A 17,956-nucleotide genomic window follows, 5' to 3' on the forward strand; every position below is an offset into this window, starting at 1 on the left:
AGAGCTATCGATTTGAGTGACGAATACCATTTGCTCATTTCACTGCTATATCACTGTTAAACGTATGGATAACGAACAAACGAGTGTAGATGTTGTAAAACACGCTTGGTAAACGGGCTGTAACACGTTACAATCGTAATTGTACTTGGGGGCGATTCTGGATTCGACAAGATTCTCGAAACCCTGGGAGCATGCCGAGGGGCGGTTGGCCTCGTAAAAAGCCGCACAGTTATAGTTGCAAACGACGATAACTACGCTCTAGCAGCTTAGGCTAGCTAGCCATCTTGCTCACGTTTCTCAAATGGGCAGAGTATTAAGATGGTCACCTTTACATTTGATAGCGAGGGAACCTTGTTCGGGGGTGAACCGCGAAACAGTACCGGACTCGCCAATTACAATCCTGTCTTTCGGAGTGTAGTTGGTTAACCAATAGAGAGACTAAGCATGTAGCGCCTTGGATGTAGGCTTTTTGGACGCGGGTTCGAGCCCCGCCGCCTCCACCAAATGCAAGGACGGAAACGTCCGACAAGAGCCGCTAAACCTAATTAAAACAAGGTTTAGCGGCTTTTTTATGTCCATTCCACTCTGCCATGATTTGTTAACATCCATTGCATAAAGCAACAATATAGGTAACACTGAACAAATAGTGTTCAACTGGTGTTACCTTTGGATGGAGCTATGATCAGACATGCCCTCTCAGATACTAAGATAAAAGCCGCCAAGCCTAGGGATAAAGAGTATAACCTCAGTGATGGTGACGGCTTATCTCTACGGATCAGGCCAAATGGCAGCAAAATATGGCTTTTCAACTACCGTCGTCCTATTACCAAGAAGCGTACTAACCTCGGGCTCGGCAGTTACCCAAAGGTAACACTGGCCAAAGCGAGAAGTGACGCAATTGAAGCCAGAGAACTTCTCAGCCAAAACATTGATCCTAAGCAACACCGTGAAGAACAGCAGCGCCAAGCGGTATTGGCCCATGCCAATACCTTAGAGACAGTCGCCAGAGAGTGGTTAGAGGTAAAAAAGACAAAGGTAACACCAGACCACGCCCATAAGCTGTTCAGATCACTTGAACTGCACATCTTCCCAGCCCTTGGCAATAAGCCTCTGCATATGATTACGGCGCCTGGTGTAATTGAGACTTTAAGGCCGCTTGCCGCCAAAGGTAGTTTGGAAACAGTCAAACGTGTCTGCCAACGACTCAATGAAGTGATGAGCTATGCCGTTAACACCGGCAAGGTAGCGCATAACCCCCTAGCCAAGATCAGTGATGCCTTCGGCAACCACACCGAAAAGCATATGCCCACTATTAAGCCTGAACAGCTTCCGGAGTTTATGCTTGCACTAGCCAACGCCAGCATCAAACGTGTCACCCACGCCTTAATTGAATGGCAGCTACATACTATGACCCGACCTGGCGAAGCGGCTGGTGCTCGATGGGAGGAGATCGACAGAGACAAAATGCTTTGGGTTATTCCTGCCGAGCGAATGAAAAAGAAAAAGCCCCATACCGTTCCTTTAAGCCCACATTGCATTGCATTACTGGAGAAAATTAACGACATCAGTGGCCACAGAGAATATATTTTCCCATCAGACAGAAACCCGCATGTCCATGCTAATACCAGCACGGCCAATGTCGCCATCAAGCGTATGGGGTTTCACGGTAAACTCGTTGCCCACGGCCTGCGTGCATTGGCCAGTACTACCCTCAACGAACAGGGCTTTGATATCGAGCTGATCGAAAGCTGCCTGTCACACGAAGACAAGAACCAGGTCAGAAGCGCCTACAACAGAGCCGAATACATCGAGCGGCGACGAAAGCTAATGTGCTGGTGGAGCGAATATATTATAGATGCGGCCAAAGGGGATTTAAGTTTTGCACCGCATACAAAACACTTACACCTTATAAATCAGTAAAAGATGGGAAAATATGAATATATCCAGATTTTCAACATCACTTTCTGCGAAGCAAGTGGTAGCCCTTGTGAACGATACAGAATATGCCTCTATAGCCCTAAAAGAACAACACCAATTCGAGATATTAAAGGAGATATTAGGTGGGGTGTTGAATGAGTTTGAACTTGCTCGTCATATGCCAGCAAAGAGCATTCTGGAAATAGTTCAGCCAACTATATTTGGTTCATCTGATGCCCAAGCAACTAGAGACAATATTGCCCGCTGGCTTCACGAGCTCGGGCATGATGAATATGCGGAGCAAGTGCTAGCTCTCCAGCTCAACACAGGAAATACCTCTACAAGCCTAAAAGAACTGCAGCAATTCGAAATGTCGAAAGAGCTATTGGATGGACTGTTAAATGAGTTTGAAATTGCGAGTTATATGCCAGAAAAGAGCATCCTCGAAATAGTTCAGCCAGCCATATTTGGTTCATCTGATGCCCACGCATCAAGACGCAGTATTGCTCGATGGTTTACTAATCTCGGTTATCATGAAATGGCTCAAAAGGTGCATCCCAATGTTGATCTACTGACAATCACCAGAACAGAGCTTAATGAGTTTACTCAAAATATGTATAACGACCAATTGCCGGAAAATCTTCACAATTGCGAACTGGCACAACTAATTCATTGCACCATGACTCATAGCCAAAGAAAGCCACGAACCGAACAGAAACAAAGTGAGATGTTAAAAGTGGTTCTACAAATGGTACCCGAGCTTGAAGGTATTACTTCCCGTAGCGCGCAATATGACATTATCGAGTCATTTTGCGCAAAAAAATCAAAAGAAGTGCCGGCTGAGAAAGTGACTTTTCAACGCTGGACGAAATAGCAACTAATTCACGGACACCACACCACTCAATCACTTTTAAATCGGGGCGCACAACACCTCTAAGCTTGTGCTCCCTCTTACGGTAGTATGAGCCAACGAAATGACTGTAGTTCAGTAAACAACAAACGACCTAATTATGATCCGCCCATTGATAATCAAACCAAATTCCCCTTCTACTCCAGATAAACAATTAAATACCTTCTTCTTACCTGAATTGTCCCGTACCACTATCTCTCTTCCCCAGTAAAATCGACACAAGGTCTTACTCTAAAAATGCGTCAGTTAATTAACTGATGCGCACAGTTAATTAACTGACGCATTTATCACTCCTTAATTTTGTAAACTGCCTTCGCACAATAAGCACTACTAACTTACGGAGATGCCCATGAAGATCCTACGACTAAAAGAAGTCATAACCGTGACCGGCCTGGCCCGCTCAACTATCTATGAACATATCGCTCTTAAGCAGTTCCCCAAACCTCTGCCATTAGGCGCTCGCGCCGTCGGCTGGCTTGACTCAGAAATCAGCTTATGGATCGAGCAGCGTATCGCCGAGCGTGATAATACCTAAGTGCGAACGATGCCCGGGTAGGCTTAACAACTCGGGCATCATTTAGTTAGGAAAACCAAACAATATGTTCCAAGGCTAACTATGGCTAAGAAAAGTAAGAATCCATACATGGTGGACTACTACCGAAAATACGGTGTAGCGGTAATACCTAGGGTTGTTTTAACCAGTCCTAGATATTACCGCCTAAACTACTCAGCTCACAGCCTGCTGAATTATATTGCAGCTCAATACAATGGCCATAACAACGGTGATCTCAGCGCGTGCCTGACTCAATTGCGTCATTACGGTTTTAAAAGTCAAGACACCCTAAGCAGAGCCATCAAGGCCTTGCTAGCCAATGAGTTGATAGTACGAACCCGTATCGGCGGCAAGAACTTTGAAACGGGCGCGAATATGCCATCACTATATGCACTCACATGGCAACCCATTAACGAATGCAACGGAAAAATCGATGTTCGACCAACTAGAAAGCCCTGCGTAGATTTCATTAAAGAATACGAAGATATCAAAAAGTAGCTTGGTCCGGTTTTTAGTCTTAACAAACCCAAAATCGGACACTGGTCCTAGATTATGATGATGATAATACAGGCCACTCCCTAAAAATCGGACAGCTATAAAGGCATAAAGTCACCACCAGCATCCGAAAACCGGACAGCTTTTAATATAACCATAGGGGATACTAAAAATGGAATGTAAATGTGGTTCATCAAGGTTCGAAAGACTTCAGGAAAGCACACATGACCACACCATAAAGTACCATAGATGTTATCACTGCTGTCGCATCACCAATGAAACGCTGTATATAGACAAACAACCTATCGCAAATGGCTTAGATGCCCGAAATAAATTCAATATTGCCGATCATAGAGCCTGGGGAGATTAGGCGACAGAGCAGACATTCACAGAAAGCGCTAGATAAGCGCGGCCTGAGACGGCTTAAAATCACAACTAGGAATAACTAGGAATAACTAGAAAGCCTGAACAGACCGAGTTATAACGTACAAATTTCAAGTGTTCCATTATTTGCGTCAAAGCCTAACTTTAACGTTACTGATTTTGATGACCACGCCTCTTTTTTGAATCTTAAGTTTTTTGGTAAATAAGTGGAAAAAAGCGCCAAAACCGATCGTATCGCCTATTATCCGTTATGTGGTAGAGACATAGCACAACGTAAAGCAGATGGTACCGGTATCGTGATTTGGCCACCGCAATTTATCTTAGACATATAACTAAACCATTTTTCAAAACATTTACTTATAACTAAATAAGTTAAAAAATGACATTTTAAGCCGTTAAACACCACAAAACCAAGCAAGCTTTAAAAACAGTTACTTACATAGCATTTCAAACGCAAAACAAGTAAACCTGTATGGAAAAGGTTGAATAATGAGCCATCATAATGGAAATATCAGATTCTCAAGCAAACCATCGCTACAGCCCTTGATATCACAGGCCTGTATAAGGTAGTCTTTGAGACCTGCCCGGTTTAGACGGGATTAAGACATTTAAGCCTTTATAGGACTGACCTCTTTCAATCTTTGAGACCTGCCCGGTTTAGACGGGATTAAGACTTCCCATTGTGGTCGCTGACCATCAAAAAGTATGCTTTGATACCTGCCCGGTTTAGACGGGATTAAGACACTAACAGTGCAACCCCTTTTCCTAAACTGACTAGGACTTTGATACCTGCCCGGTTTAGACGGGATTAAGACATCATCTAAATTAGACATGCTACCTTGTTCTTTTTCTTTGATACCTGCCCGGTTTAGACGGGATTAAGACCGATGTAGTTGAAAAATGCAGGCACAGATCTCTTTGCTTTGATACCTGCCCGGTTTAGACGGGATTAAGACGCAGCAGCTACCGGTACAAATTTGCTTGGTACTCCTTTGAGACCTGCCCGGTTTAGACGGGATTAAGACGAATTAATCTGGTTAAGTGGGTGAATAGTACGGCTTTGAGACCTGCCCGGTTTAGACGGGATTAAGACTCTGGGTGCTCAGCCCCAACATCCATAATGATACTTTGAGACCTGCCCGACGACATTGCAGGAGCAAATGACAAACAGCGCTTGCGCTGGCCCCAACAGGGCGAACCTCATGGATGAGGCGAGTAATTAGACGGGATGAAGCAAAAAAGCCGTAACGGTCTGTCACGGCTTTTGATTTCCCTTCTAGCTAGAGGAGTATTACGTTAGACTTGGTTGAATGAGCTGATACTTGCCTAAGCCAAAAGTGGTTTTACCTCCGATATGTAAGTGCTCACCAAGACGTAACAGCAGTAGTGCATGTTTCTCATGATGCTTAACCAGATACTCTTCAGCTTTTTATTACTAAGCGAAAGTACCGAAGTAATAATTCCCTTTCCCCAAAAAATATCCAGATTGCAAAACAACAAACAATAACTTACTGTTACTCCTCCATTAAGCTAATGGAAGAGCTAGGGTTGTACGGAATATAGCCCTAAATAAAACTGATACATAAAAAGGCGCAACGGAATGCAAGACTACATCCCCCCCTTCAGACAAACTTGTCTCCCGTCACAAGCTACAATCTCAGGTTATATTCTCAAGCGTGCTCAAAACCAGTAATTGCACCCTATAGGGCTTCGGCTGTTATGCCGTTTGCAACGACTATAATCTTTGCCACGTAAGAGCAAGGGCAATAGTTAAAAACATGCGGCAACGCAAACTTTACCTCAGTGCTTTGTGTTACAAAACATACACAAAAAATGGCAACAAGCTAATAACAAACAGATTTCATAAGTCTTTATAACAACTTTGAGCATCCTAAAACACGGACCAAGTATAAGGAAGTAGCACCATGAAGGAATTGAAAGCCTGCTATAAGGTATCCAGCCCCTTGGTTGCTGGAGGACACGAGGCGTTAAAAAAAGGGGACTGTGTACGCCCACCAGCAATAAAAGGCGCTTTGCGTTTCTGGTGGAGAACAATAAATTGGAGTCCCATACGCAAATTACATGATAACGATAATGATGCGCTTAAAGCTCTTCATAATGAAGAATCGTACTTATTTGGCTCAGCAGCAGGTCAAACTGGTCAACAAGCTAAAGTACTATTGCGAGTAGCTGGTAAGTTAGATAGTGAAGTTTTTCAGGCCAAGGAAAAGTTGCCCCCTGGTCTGGCCTACTTACTTGGGCAAGGAATGCATTGTCGTAATGAAGGCACGACACGTCCCGGCCTTAGCGGCAATGTAACAGTAAGGTGTGTCTGGCGAGAAGAGACGCTAACCGAACAACAGAGTGTATCAATCCAGCAAGCACTACTTGCCTTAGGCTTGCTGGGTAGCATTGGAGCCCGTGCTCGTAAAGGTTTTGGCTCCCTTAGTATCCAAGACCTAGCTCTGGACGGCAATGAGTTACCCTGCCCTCAAACTCCAGAACAACTTAAACAATGGTTACAGGCGTTAAACGAAAACTGTGACAACGATTTGCTTCCCCCGTTTACCGCATGGAGCAATAAGACACGCTGCTGGTCTCTACCACTTCATTCCAATGTGCCAAAGACTTTGCTCAACGAGTACGGTAAGCAAATGATGGTCTACCGCCTCTCAGATCAGAGTAAAATTGGAGGTTCAAATGGGCTTGGTTTATTCAAAAGTGATGCTCAAAATCTTAGTAACTGTGTAGAGGGGATTCCTATAAAATCTGCACCTCGACGCGCTGTTTTTGGCTTACCTCATAATGTATTTTTCATTCATAACAAACAGAAAGTAGAGGTAAATCCTGAAGATCACGAGCGACGCGCCTCACCTCTACTGGCACATCTACATGAGTTCCCTGATGGAAAACTGCAAATGATAACAACGTTACTACCTGCCGTGTTTCTACCAAAAGGCGAAGAGATCAAAATAAAACACAAAAAATCTTTTTTTATCTCTTTTTCTCCTGAATGGAAGGTGATCGAAGACTTTATTCAGCATTGCGATGGCAAGGAGCTGACAGCATGAGTAATCAACACTATTACCACTTTACTTTAGGACCGGTACAGGCCTTTGTCGCCCAAGCCAGACGTACCCGTGACTTCTGGGCTGGCTCTTTTATTCTTAGCTGGCTCTCATCTGTCGCCATTAAGGCTGTAGAGGCACAAGGTGGAGAGGTCCAGTTTCCCTCCCCCAAAAGCGACTATATGGCTTGGCTGTGTGGCAAGGGGGAAGGCACTCCTCCTCAGCAGGGAGCCATTCCCAATCGTTTCAAGGCAATCAGTGCCCAAGTAGACAGCAACTTTGACCCTAAACAGATCTGTAATAGTGTCAACCAAGCATGGCAAGCAATGGCCATGCAGATCTGGGAGGAGGACATAGCGTCGCTGGAACAATTACTGGGCGAAGAACTACTCAAACAATGCAAAATTATCTGGGATAGACAGGTCAACGGGTTTTGGGAGATGAACTGGGTACTGTCCGATGATGCCAACGCCAGCAACCTTCTTGATCAGCGAAAAAACTGGCGCAGTCATGTATCACCGGATGAACCAGGCGTAAAATGCATGCTGATGGATGGCTGGCAAGAACTCTCTGGTCTCAGCACTCCAAGCAGTCAGGGTTTAACTAACTTCTGGGAAACACTCCGTAATGGAACAGGTAAAGCCATTACCACAGATATTCGAGAAGGAGAATACCTCTGTGCATTGGCCTTTATAAAACGTAGATTCTCACGCTACTTCTCTGAACTGTGTCTGCCCATGCCAGGCGACTGGACTCTCAAAGGTTGGTCATTACCACATGCAGTACCGAGTCTGGCACACATAGCTGCCGGCCGTTGGCTAGAAAAATGCTTTGCGAAGGTCAATGACAGCGGCAATCGGGATTTGCTTGACCAGTATTACCACGCAATCAATGAGGCATTACTGGATATAGGCAGTGAGCGAGATTCATTATTGCCTTCAGTGAAATCTGCATGTGATCTTCATGATGTAGACCCCACACTTGCTGGTATAGACGGCTCTCTGTGGTTCGACTTTTTACTTAATCAACAAAACAATCAAATTAAACTCGTCAATCAGCCAGCACTAGAAAAGGCAAAGCGAGCACTTACCACATTACAACGACAATCGGCCATTGGCTCTCCCCACCCTTACTACGCTGTTCTTTTAATGGATGGTGACAGTTTGGGTACTCAGATGGGGGATACAGGTAAACAGGAGGGGATAAGTGCGGCATTAAACCGCTTTACCAGTGAAGCAGCTAATATTGTAAAACAACATAATGGTTTTCTCATTTATGCTGGTGGCGATGACGTGTTGGCACTACTAGGTGTCAGCGACGCAATACCCTGTGCTCAAGCCCTGCGACTATACTATAAAGCCTGCTTTGATGAGCAAAACAGACAGCACAACACCAACATTATCACCACCCTATCTGGTGCCATCAACATAGGTCATATTAAGTGGCCATTACGCTCTCTGATCTTTGATGCCCACCATTTACTCGATGACATCGCCAAAGAGCAAACAGGACGCGATGCCTTAGCAATTAAAGTGTGGAAGCGAGACAAGCCCCATCTTTGTTGGAGCGCGCCTTGGTCAGTCCTGTTTGATGAACAGGGCAACCGTTTTGAACGTCTACTCAATGCCTTCGCCAATGGTGCTATCAGTAACAGCTTTATTTTCAAGCTCCGAAAATTGATTATCGAGCTCAGACTAGATGGTGAACACCCGCTGACAGAAGAAGCAATGGTTACTCTGATCCGCGCAGAATATCTGCATTCACAGGCAGGAGATGAGCTGAAAAATACTCCACCGGAATGGTGGTTTTGTGAATTAGTGCAACTATGCAAACAGTACAGACGTACCACGGATGGTGATCACTTCACTGTCAGCTCTTATAACAGGCTAAATGTTGACGGTGCCCTGCTACTTCGCTTCCTTCAAACGGCCTATCATACCGCTGGAGCATTAACACAGCCAACCACTGGAGAATCAGTATGATAACCTTAGCTTTTCACCCGGTTGACACCTGGTTTTTCCGCGAGTCCAGACCTATGGATAGCTTGGGGGGAACCGCTCTTGGTAACCAATTTCCACCTTCGCCTTCCACACTGATGGGAGCACTACGTACCCGACTGGGAGATATGATTGGACTTGATTGGCTTCAACTAAAAAACTCAATGACCACTACACCTGATTGGTGGGGAAATGCGGATAACACAGGTGAATTACATCTCGCTGGCCCCTGGTTACAGGTAGATGATAAAGACTACTTTCCGGCTCCGGCCCATCTGCTGCAACAAGCCCAGGGAGAAGGCTTTGTCAGGCTGACACCTGGTACACCTGTGAATTGCGATTTGGGGCTAGTCCGCCTGCCAAGCTTACCTTCCAATATTAAACCTGGGGTAAAACCACTGGAAGGGCATTGGTTGGATTACAAGTCCCTCGCTCACTTGTTAGCTGGATATGATGCGCCAGCTAAAATGAAAACCCTAACACTAGAAGACTTTTTCGAAGATGAGTACCGACTAGGGATAGCATTAGACCATCACAGCCATAGCGCACTCGACGGCCAACTATACCAAACACGCCACCTTAGACCAAAGCAGGGAGTTGCCGTAATGGTCACTCTGGATGGGCTCACACCTGAATTGGAACAGCAACTAAGGCAAAGCCTGGCAGACAACCCTTTAGTGCGCTTGGGTGGAGAGGGACGTATGGCCGAAATCCAAGTTCGACCAGCCTCCCAGCCATTCATGCTAAAAGCCAAGCAATCAAAGAAAGACCGTTTAATGGCTATCGCTCTCACCGATATTCCTATAACAGACACGACCTGGCCATTACCGGGTTTTATCCGTCACTCAAAAGAGGATGGAAACCTTTGCTGGCAGGGAGAGCTGGGGGGGGAAGCACTGACATTAATATCTGTGGCCACTCCAAAGGTTCGCCGACAAGGAGGTTGGGATCTGTTACGTCACCAACCACGTCCCGTTCGTAGCCTAGTGCCTGCTGGTTCGGTCTTTTTTTTCAACCAAACATCGTTCAACCAACAGTCTCTGCATGTAGGCAGTGATACAGCTTGGGGATACGGCCATCTCGCTATGGGATGGTGGAACGACACATTGAAGGGATAACAAAATGAATAACAATACACTAGTACTTGGTTTGAATGCTCACACATGGATCCATGCCGGAAGCGGCGAAAAAGATGGAGTCGTTGACCTTCCTATTCAGCGCGAAGCTCACACTGGCTGGCCTGTCGTTTTTGGCTCTTCCCTGAAGGGGGCGATGCGTAGTGCAGCCACCCGACGCCAGAAAGATCAGAGCTTAATTACTTTATTCGGTCCAGAGGCTCTAGGCGAAGGAGTCGGTAGTGAGAAGCACCATGCCGGAGCTTTAATGATTTCTGATGCCCGTCTGATATGGCTACCCGTAAGATCTCTCACCACTCATACCCGCTACGTCACCTGCCCCGCAATGATGCGCAGGCTACTGGCAGACATGGCCCGAGCCGGGCAAGCACAATCTCTCGAGATCCCAACAGTCCAGAACCTCGATGCCCTTGTTTGTCATAAAGAATCAGATCGCCTCTATCTGGAGGAATACGCATTCAGCCAACAAGAGTCAACAGTCCTTAGAAGCTGGTGTGATTTACTGGCCCGCTTCAGCGAATTAGATGCTGAAGAGGTTGCCCAACAACTGGTCCTGATCAGTAATGACCAATTTTCCCACTTGAGCCAGGCAGCCATCCCTTTACATCCACATATTGCCATTGACTATGAGACTAAGAGTGTCGTGGATGGTGCGCTCTGGTATGAAGAGGCTCTGCCACCTGAGACGCTATTCTACTCCCTTATCATGGTCAATGATGCTCGCGACAAATCTGGACTGAAGGCCGAAACACTGAGAAACCAGCTCAAAGCTCGCATGCTTGAAGACCACCCATATCTACAGGTAGGCGGTAATGAAACCACAGGAATGGGTTGGGTCAAACTCACGAGCCTAGAGGGGTAACCAGATGAAATCAATGCAATTGATCACACAACAACGGGCCGACTTTTCCCTTCGTATACTCAACAGTGCCAAAGAGTTACCAGCAGGAGAGCAAAAACAGATCAGAACTGTCGCTAATAGTATACCCGCACAGATCCAGCGTACCGGACTAGGGCAAACTCTGGCCTTTGCCTTGAGCAAAAAAGATAAAACTGATGGAAAAGGCTGGGATTTTTTCCATCAAATACTGCAAAAATGGATCTGCGAAGAACGTAAACTGTATCAGAGCCGAGATCTAATGAGTAGCCTGACTCAGGGAGACATGCAGCAATACCAACAGGCTCAGGCTGAAGCCTTGGCACTGCTAATATGGACGCGAAAATTTGCTCGAGCCATGCTGGACAACGGCAAATAAAAGGAAGTATTTATGGCTGAATATCTGCAACAACTACCTCTATATCACGCCTCAGAGCATGCCCGCCATATCAATCTCTTCGGCAAAGAGATAAATAAAGGGCTGCTTTTTGACCGATGGTTCGGAGGATATGACACGAAATGGAAAGTCGATAAACTAAGCAACAATGGGGCAGGCAAGCACCCCTTGAGCTGGTTGGAGGGAGAGTGCGGCAATCAAGCGTCTCTCGAGCGTTTTCGCATAAAACAGCTCAGCCTGATAAACCAACTCGATGGCAGTGCTCTTTCTGCAACTCTAGATTGGCACATGGTTACCGGTACCGGCGAGGCACACCCCTTAGAAAATGGCTTTCTTTGGCACCATAATTTGGCTACCCCCTATTTGCCAGCCTCCTCCATTAAAGGGATGCTTCGAACCTGGTTAACCATCTGGGCCCCAAAGACCTTTACCAAGGAAGAGCTCCTGTTGTTGCTGGGCAACGAGCGGGAAAGTGACACCTCACAGATTGGCAACCTCATCCTGTTCGATGCGACACCTCTTAATTGTCCCGAACTGACACTTGATATAATGACTCCCCATTGCGGGGATTGGTATCAACAAGGAGCGACGTCCCCCGGGAAACCCAATGCAGTTCCGGCTGACTGGCAAAGCCCAACACCCATTAGCTTTCTTGCGGTTAAGAAAGCCAACTTCCTCTTTTCCATGGCTGCACGTGATGACAAAACCCGCGCTCTACTGCCAAGAGTCAATGAAGCACTGGCAGAGGCACTATCAGTGCTAGGGATCGGTGCAAAGACTGCGGTGGGCTATGGGCTGATGCAGCCCATTCGAGAGGGCCAGTTTGCCGCAAAAAACATGCTGAGAGACATAAAGCAACAAGTGAATGAGCGCAAAGAAAAGCGTCGCAATGAAATCAAACGTCAAAGCATGTCAGTCAATCGGCTCAAGGTGGATGATCTTGAAAAGTGCCTCCAAGCCTGTATCGATAACAAGGCCAAAGAGAACCTTAATAAAGGAATTGCAGCTCTGGTTCACTGTGCGCTCGATGAAAACTGGGTCTCGGATGAACGACTCGCTTTAAGTCAAATGATCAAAGTGCACAGTTTATGGCATAAAGTGAAGAAAAAAGAGAAGGCAAAAGAGCGCAAAGCTCTACTCTTACAGCTCGAGGAATAAATATGGCACTCGATGCTCTACTGAATGTTGCCAACCGACTTGCGATACTCCCACTACGCTGCAGTATCAAGATGCTGCAGGCAGGTCAATTAGATGAAAATGCTGGTTCCACTTTCCACGGAGGGTGGGGCTGGGCGTTAAAAGATACAGCTCCTCAACTTTGGCAATGGGGCTATGGCTCACTCGAACAGAGAGCCATACGCCCATTTGCCATTTTTCCCCCTCAAGGTTCACATACTTGGCTAAAGGGAGAATTGCTGCAATTTGAACTCACCCTTTTCGGCCCGATGACAGAAGATTTACCTGCAATATTACAAAGCATTAAGCTATTAGGCGAGTTGGGCCTTGGACATAAAAGGAGTCAATTTGAACTTCACCAGGTAACACGCATAGGCCCTGATGGGGAAAGATTATTATGGAGTACCCATGCCCCACTCCAATTGGAACAACAAAATACCATGTTTTGTCTTGACGATGCTTTCCTGACAAATGCCCCATTATGGAGTCACTTGCCCCCAGACAGACTTCTAACACAAATCACGACCCGCAGTCGTCTGCACATCAAAGAGCAAGGTCGGGTTCTGACCCAAGCGCCTTCAGCATTAACCTTAAGTAAGGCGATTGCCAGACGTTTACTTGAACTCGTTGAAAATGTCACCGAAGCGGAAAAAGTGGCTGTATTAGAAAACCTCACCGACATTGAAAATACGTGTTTAGTTTGGGAGCACACTCAGGAGCAATCACTTATACGCTACTCATCCAGAACCCGCAATCGGCACCACATTGAGGGCTTCCAAGGCTCTTGGGCCTATATAGGTCCTGGTGTGCTGCCCTTGCTGACTTGGTTAACTATAGGTCGTTGGATCCACCTTGGCAGTAAGACGAGTTTTGGGTTCGGCGCTTTTGACTGGCAGGTGGCCATCACCCAGTAATATCTTGGGCCTCCTTAGTTAATGAATAACTCAAACTAAGTCACACAAACTTGCCTGCACGTAAATCAGGCTGAAATAAGAGATGATAGAAACAAGACCGAAGCACTAGGATTTATCATGAAAACCGTACATATCAATCTGGTATCAGAACAGTTAATCCCGAACCTCATCCCCACTTTGGGAGATGAAAACTGCATTGGTGTGGTTCTGGTTTTGGGCGACAGCAAGTTTGCAGATAAAGCCGAGCGAGTTGAAAACCTCTATCGCCGCAACAAGATCCCGATATTATGGCATAGCCAGGGAGGTAGCAGCACCCGCCTGTCGCAGCTACACAAACAGGCCAACTCAGTCATCGATTTTCTGGCCACTCATCACGGCGCCTGCCACTGGGTACTCAACGCCACCTGTGGCACAAAACCAATGGCGCTGGCCTTCGCCAATGCCTTTAACCAGCAGGATAAACAACAGGCTCTGGTTATCTACACGGACACTGAACATAAGGAGATCCCACTACTTAATCCGGGGGTCGACTTCACCCTGCCATTCAAGTCGGTGCTGAGCCTGGACGACTACCTGCTGGCAAACAGTTTTGAATATGATCAGGCCATCCGCCATGGTAATGACCAAGAGGTACTGCAACGCGCCCCCCTAACACGGTATCTCGCCGAACAGTTGGGAGATAAATGTCACAAGATGCTGGGCGCCATTCAGGCCATGGCAACCAATGCAGCCAAAGATTACCCGCAAAGCCAAGTGCAAACAATGCCAAGTGTCCCTCATAGCGATTATGCCCACCTTTACCAACGTCTGAGCGAGGAGGGGCTATTGCATTGGGATGGCCACAGCCAGCATATTAACTTCCAAAGCGAGAATGTCTGCCAATATCTGGCCGGTCGCTGGCTCGAAGAGTTTACCTATCTCACCGCCCTAGATTGTGGCGCCGAAGAGGTCGCTATGAGTGTTTCAGGCCGCTGGCTCCAGGGCAGCCGCCACTTTAACAATGAAGATATCACCAATGAATTCGATGTACTGGTACTGCACAACAACCAGCTACTGACCATTGAGTGCAAGGCCAGCAACTGGTTCAGGCAGGAGGAACACGGCAGCAAGAACCAGGACATCATCCATAAACTCGATACCCTGAGTAAAAATCTCGGCGGTCTGTTTGGCTCCCCCATGCTGGTGACAGCCCAACAACTCAGCGATACCGCCCGCAGTCGTGCCAAACACAACCGTTTTCTCTGCTGCGAACAAGCAACTGAAAAAAAACTGCAACACGCGCTGAAGAGATGGTTGATTCACGTAGGTTGAGTGCCACATGGACAGACAAGAATAGCCGAGCGCCCTATCGTCGCCCCCAGCTTCTAAAAGAGAGTAATATATGAAACATATCCTTATCGCGGTTTCCGGAATGACACCACAAATCATTACCGAAACCCTCTATGGCATCCATAAAAAAGACAAGAGCCAGCTTCCGAGTGAAATCCATGTGATCACCACCGGGGCAGGCTCTGATAAACTCATCAGTGCTCTCATGGGCTCGGACAATAAGCTTGAACAGTTCTGCCGTGACTACCAGCTGCCACCGATCAGTTTTACCCAAGACCATATCCATATCCCCAGAGGCGATGACGGTGAAAAAATAGTTGATGTACGATCGGAGCGCGAACAGGAGATCATTGCCGATTATATTACCCAGTTTATTCGTGATAAAACCACTCATCCTGACGTAACGATACACGCCTCATTAGCCGGTGGTCGCAAAACCATGGGATTTGCCATGGGTTACGCCATGAGCCTATTTGGTCGACATCAAGACAGCCTGAGTCATGTGCTGGTAAGCGAACCCTATGAGATAGTGCCGGACTTCTTTTATCCAACCCCACTTGAAACCTGGCGTGCCGACCGAAATGGATCAAGACACGATCTAAGCAAGGCTGAAGTCACTCTGGCGACCATTCCTTTGGTACTGATGCGTGAAGAGATGCCTACAGCCCTGGTCAGCAATACCCAGCTCTCCTATACCGAGACGGTATCACGCATCAACCAAGCCAACACCATCGATGCAGAAGGCGCCAGTATCAACCTAGATTATCAACGCCTGGCGATCAATTGCGATGGTTATGAAGTTATCATGAAACCAGACTGCTTTGCCTTCTACAGCTGGCTAGCCAAGGATAGTAAAGACAACCCGGGAGAAGGTATCGAAGCGCCCAGCAAAGGCATGACATGCCGGGAACTCAATCAGAGGCTACGGGACTTTTATCTCGCCTTGCTGCCACTACATTTACCTCACAGTGATGAGTATTCAAAAATGGCGCTTGAAGATTTAGATGGGGAGCTCAAAGACTACCTCGACCGCCTCTCACCACAGCCTAGAAACCGCTGGCTACTGCAGGATAACGACAACACCCACCAGCTGCTCAATGCAGACCTCCACACCGACGCAGCAGAGCTGATAAAAAAACATACTACACTCTGGCATCGCCTTCTGCGTGAAACCAACAAAGCACTGGAGGAGGTTATGGGCAAGAAGTTAGCAAAGTTTTACCAAATCCAGAATGTCAATCACATGAAAGGTGAGGTATCTACCGCCGTACAAGACTTTAAGGGGCTGGCCATACAAGCCGATAAGATCAAATTCATGAACTAATCTGTGTGGCGAAGGGCTAACAGCCCTTCGCTCACTGATACGCTTCCCCATGAAAAAATACAAGCGTCCCGAGGGCAAGTCGGTGAACTTCAGCATAACCACGGACATATTGATAAGCCTTTGAAAATCAGGTGGTGAAAAAACTATTGTCAGCTCAGATGTTTCAAAGAAAATTCCCCCCCCGCACCCCATACCTATTTGCTCAGAAAGGGATTATGATTTAACGATTAGTGACATGCCTGTCAGTTAAAGTTAATCTATAGGGATATGCCCTGAATTAAGGGATTAGGACTTAGCAGTGAACTGCTGTGGCTTGAACTTCTTCTGGCGCACTGTATTGGCCCTGAACCAAGGGATTAAAACGTTGCACCTACAACGTAACCGTCAATTACTTTACGTCTCACGAAACACGCCCTGAATTAAGGGATTAAGCCTTAGGTAAGAACGCGCGAGCCCAGTTATGGTCTATCTCGCAGAGTTTGCCCTGTTCAAGGGATTAAGACTCTTTGATGTGAGCCCTTGTGTTGTCATATGCGGTTTCCACGGAACACGCCCTGAACCAAGGGATTAAGACGACTCATCTTCTCACTCATTGCGCTCTCCTTCAGTCCCACGGGACACGCCCTGAACTAAGGGATTAGTACGTGTCATTCATTACTTGTAAGTTGTTCATATTGGCCACGGGCCAAGGGACGCGCCCTGAACCAAGGGATTAAGCACCTCCTGTCGGAAACCTACTTTTAGCCTGTGCTACTTTTAGCCTCTTCGACTAGCTAACAGCACTCCCGTTCACAAGGGCTGTATCACTCACTAATCCGCACAAATATCTGCCGCCACCAAACCAGCAGACAAACTTGTACCACCGTCGCCCCCTATTACCTCAGCTACCATAAGCCTCACTCGAATCAACCACTTCGCCATTATAGGCGAGGTAACCTGTGAGGTTTGTCATGAATATACGCGTTCTGATCCACCATAACGACATGCGCCCTTATCTGGAACAGGTATGGCAACTGCTCAAGGCCAGTTATGCCGATGTCACAGGTGGACTGCACTTTGCCTCACGACAGCAGTTGCTGGACACCACTGTTCGCTGGAAGCTGGTGTTTCAGAACCATCAACTGCTAGCGGTTACAGTCTTCAAAGCCAAGAAGGGGCTCAAGCTGGTGGCCATGGGCATCAATCAGGATCTGCAGTCCTTGGGGAAAAAGGCACTGATCCGCAGCATCAAGCAAGATTTGGCCTGCTGCTGGATGGAGCTGTCAGAGAAAGCGGAGCGATTCGTGCTTAAATATTGTGACGGCCACAAGTACATCATACATAGCAGCCTAGTGGCGCAGTTGCTGGATAAGAAGGTCGAAGCCCACTACGGTGATAGCTATCACTATCACCGTAGTATCAACCAGCTGAAAAAAATGAAAATAGCCCTAGGGACACCGCAGCTAAATCTGTGCAGCGGTGGGTGAGCCACGATCGAAA

General features: G+C 46.9%; 14 protein-coding genes, 1 other RNA gene and 1 CRISPR repeat array. All 15 genes read left to right on the plus strand.

Annotated elements, in window-relative coordinates; all coding sequences use genetic code 11:
• Window positions 1-147 precede the first annotated feature (147 nt).
• The 15 genes from ssrA (at window position 148) to Q1B47_RS08505 (ending at window position 17,943) form a co-directional block, all read left to right on the plus strand.
• Window positions 148-503: a transfer-messenger RNA gene (ssrA, locus tag Q1B47_RS08435) on the plus strand.
• A 175-nt stretch (window positions 504-678) separates the two neighbouring features.
• Entirely contained in the window at window positions 679-1,920 is a 1,242-nt protein-coding gene (locus Q1B47_RS08440; RefSeq protein ID WP_299791621.1) for an integrase domain-containing protein, read from the plus strand.
• 13 nt (window positions 1,921-1,933) lie between these two features.
• A complete protein-coding gene (locus tag Q1B47_RS08445; RefSeq protein WP_299791623.1) occupies window positions 1,934-2,791 on the plus strand; it encodes a hypothetical protein in 858 nt (285 codons plus the stop codon).
• Between the two features lie 385 nt (window positions 2,792-3,176).
• Window positions 3,177-3,362: an AlpA family transcriptional regulator gene (locus Q1B47_RS08450; RefSeq protein ID WP_299791625.1), complete on the plus strand. Its 186-nt coding sequence runs from the start codon at window positions 3,177-3,179 to the stop codon at window positions 3,360-3,362.
• Between the two features lie 81 nt (window positions 3,363-3,443).
• Complete coding sequence (locus Q1B47_RS08455) at window positions 3,444-3,878, plus strand: hypothetical protein (protein WP_299791627.1); 435 nt, start codon at window positions 3,444-3,446, stop codon at window positions 3,876-3,878.
• A 959-nt stretch (window positions 3,879-4,837) separates the two neighbouring features.
• Window positions 4,838-5,352: a CRISPR direct-repeat array (repeat unit 28 nt; unit sequence ACCTGCCCGGTTTAGACGGGATTAAGAC).
• A gap of 832 nt (window positions 5,353-6,184) precedes the next feature.
• Window positions 6,185-7,330, plus strand: coding sequence for a type III-B CRISPR module RAMP protein Cmr1 (cmr1, locus tag Q1B47_RS08460; protein WP_299791629.1), 1,146 nt, complete (start codon window positions 6,185-6,187; stop codon window positions 7,328-7,330).
• Window positions 7,327-9,309 carry a type III-B CRISPR-associated protein Cas10/Cmr2 gene (cas10, locus tag Q1B47_RS08465; RefSeq protein WP_299791631.1) on the plus strand — a complete coding sequence of 661 codons (1,983 nt, stop codon included), beginning with the start codon at window positions 7,327-7,329 and terminating at the stop codon, window positions 9,307-9,309. The genes cmr1 and cas10 overlap by 4 nt, the downstream gene beginning before the upstream one ends.
• Window positions 9,306-10,442 (plus strand): type III-B CRISPR module-associated Cmr3 family protein, encoded by a 1,137-nt coding sequence (locus Q1B47_RS08470; protein ID WP_299791634.1) that lies wholly within the window; start codon window positions 9,306-9,308, stop codon window positions 10,440-10,442. Before cas10 ends, Q1B47_RS08470 begins: the two co-directional genes overlap by 4 nt.
• A gap of 4 nt (window positions 10,443-10,446) precedes the next feature.
• A complete protein-coding gene (cmr4, locus tag Q1B47_RS08475; RefSeq protein WP_299791637.1) occupies window positions 10,447-11,322 on the plus strand; it encodes a type III-B CRISPR module RAMP protein Cmr4 in 876 nt (291 codons plus the stop codon).
• Window positions 11,323-11,326: 4 nt separating this feature from the next.
• Window positions 11,327-11,716, plus strand: a complete 390-nt coding sequence (cmr5, locus tag Q1B47_RS08480) for a type III-B CRISPR module-associated protein Cmr5 (protein ID WP_299791640.1) — start codon at window positions 11,327-11,329, stop codon at window positions 11,714-11,716.
• 12 nt (window positions 11,717-11,728) lie between these two features.
• Window positions 11,729-12,892, plus strand: a complete 1,164-nt coding sequence (gene cmr6, locus Q1B47_RS08485; protein WP_299791643.1) for a type III-B CRISPR module RAMP protein Cmr6 — start codon at window positions 11,729-11,731, stop codon at window positions 12,890-12,892.
• 2 nt (window positions 12,893-12,894) lie between these two features.
• On the plus strand, window positions 12,895-13,824 hold the full coding sequence (gene cas6 / locus Q1B47_RS08490; RefSeq protein ID WP_299791646.1) for a CRISPR system precrRNA processing endoribonuclease RAMP protein Cas6: 930 nt from the start codon (window positions 12,895-12,897) through the stop codon (window positions 13,822-13,824).
• A 117-nt stretch (window positions 13,825-13,941) separates the two neighbouring features.
• Entirely contained in the window at window positions 13,942-15,135 is a 1,194-nt protein-coding gene (locus Q1B47_RS08495; RefSeq protein WP_299791649.1) for a DUF1887 family CARF protein, read from the plus strand.
• A gap of 70 nt (window positions 15,136-15,205) precedes the next feature.
• Window positions 15,206-16,477, plus strand: a complete 1,272-nt coding sequence (csm6, locus tag Q1B47_RS08500) for a CRISPR-associated ring nuclease Csm6 (protein ID WP_299791652.1) — start codon at window positions 15,206-15,208, stop codon at window positions 16,475-16,477.
• A 950-nt stretch (window positions 16,478-17,427) separates the two neighbouring features.
• Window positions 17,428-17,943 carry a hypothetical protein gene (locus Q1B47_RS08505; protein ID WP_299791655.1) on the plus strand — a complete coding sequence of 172 codons (516 nt, stop codon included), beginning with the start codon at window positions 17,428-17,430 and terminating at the stop codon, window positions 17,941-17,943.
• Window positions 17,944-17,956 lie beyond the last annotated feature (13 nt).

It is taken from the genome of uncultured Shewanella sp. (assembly GCF_947501225.1).
Classification (GTDB): Bacteria; Pseudomonadota; Gammaproteobacteria; order Enterobacterales; family Shewanellaceae; genus Shewanella.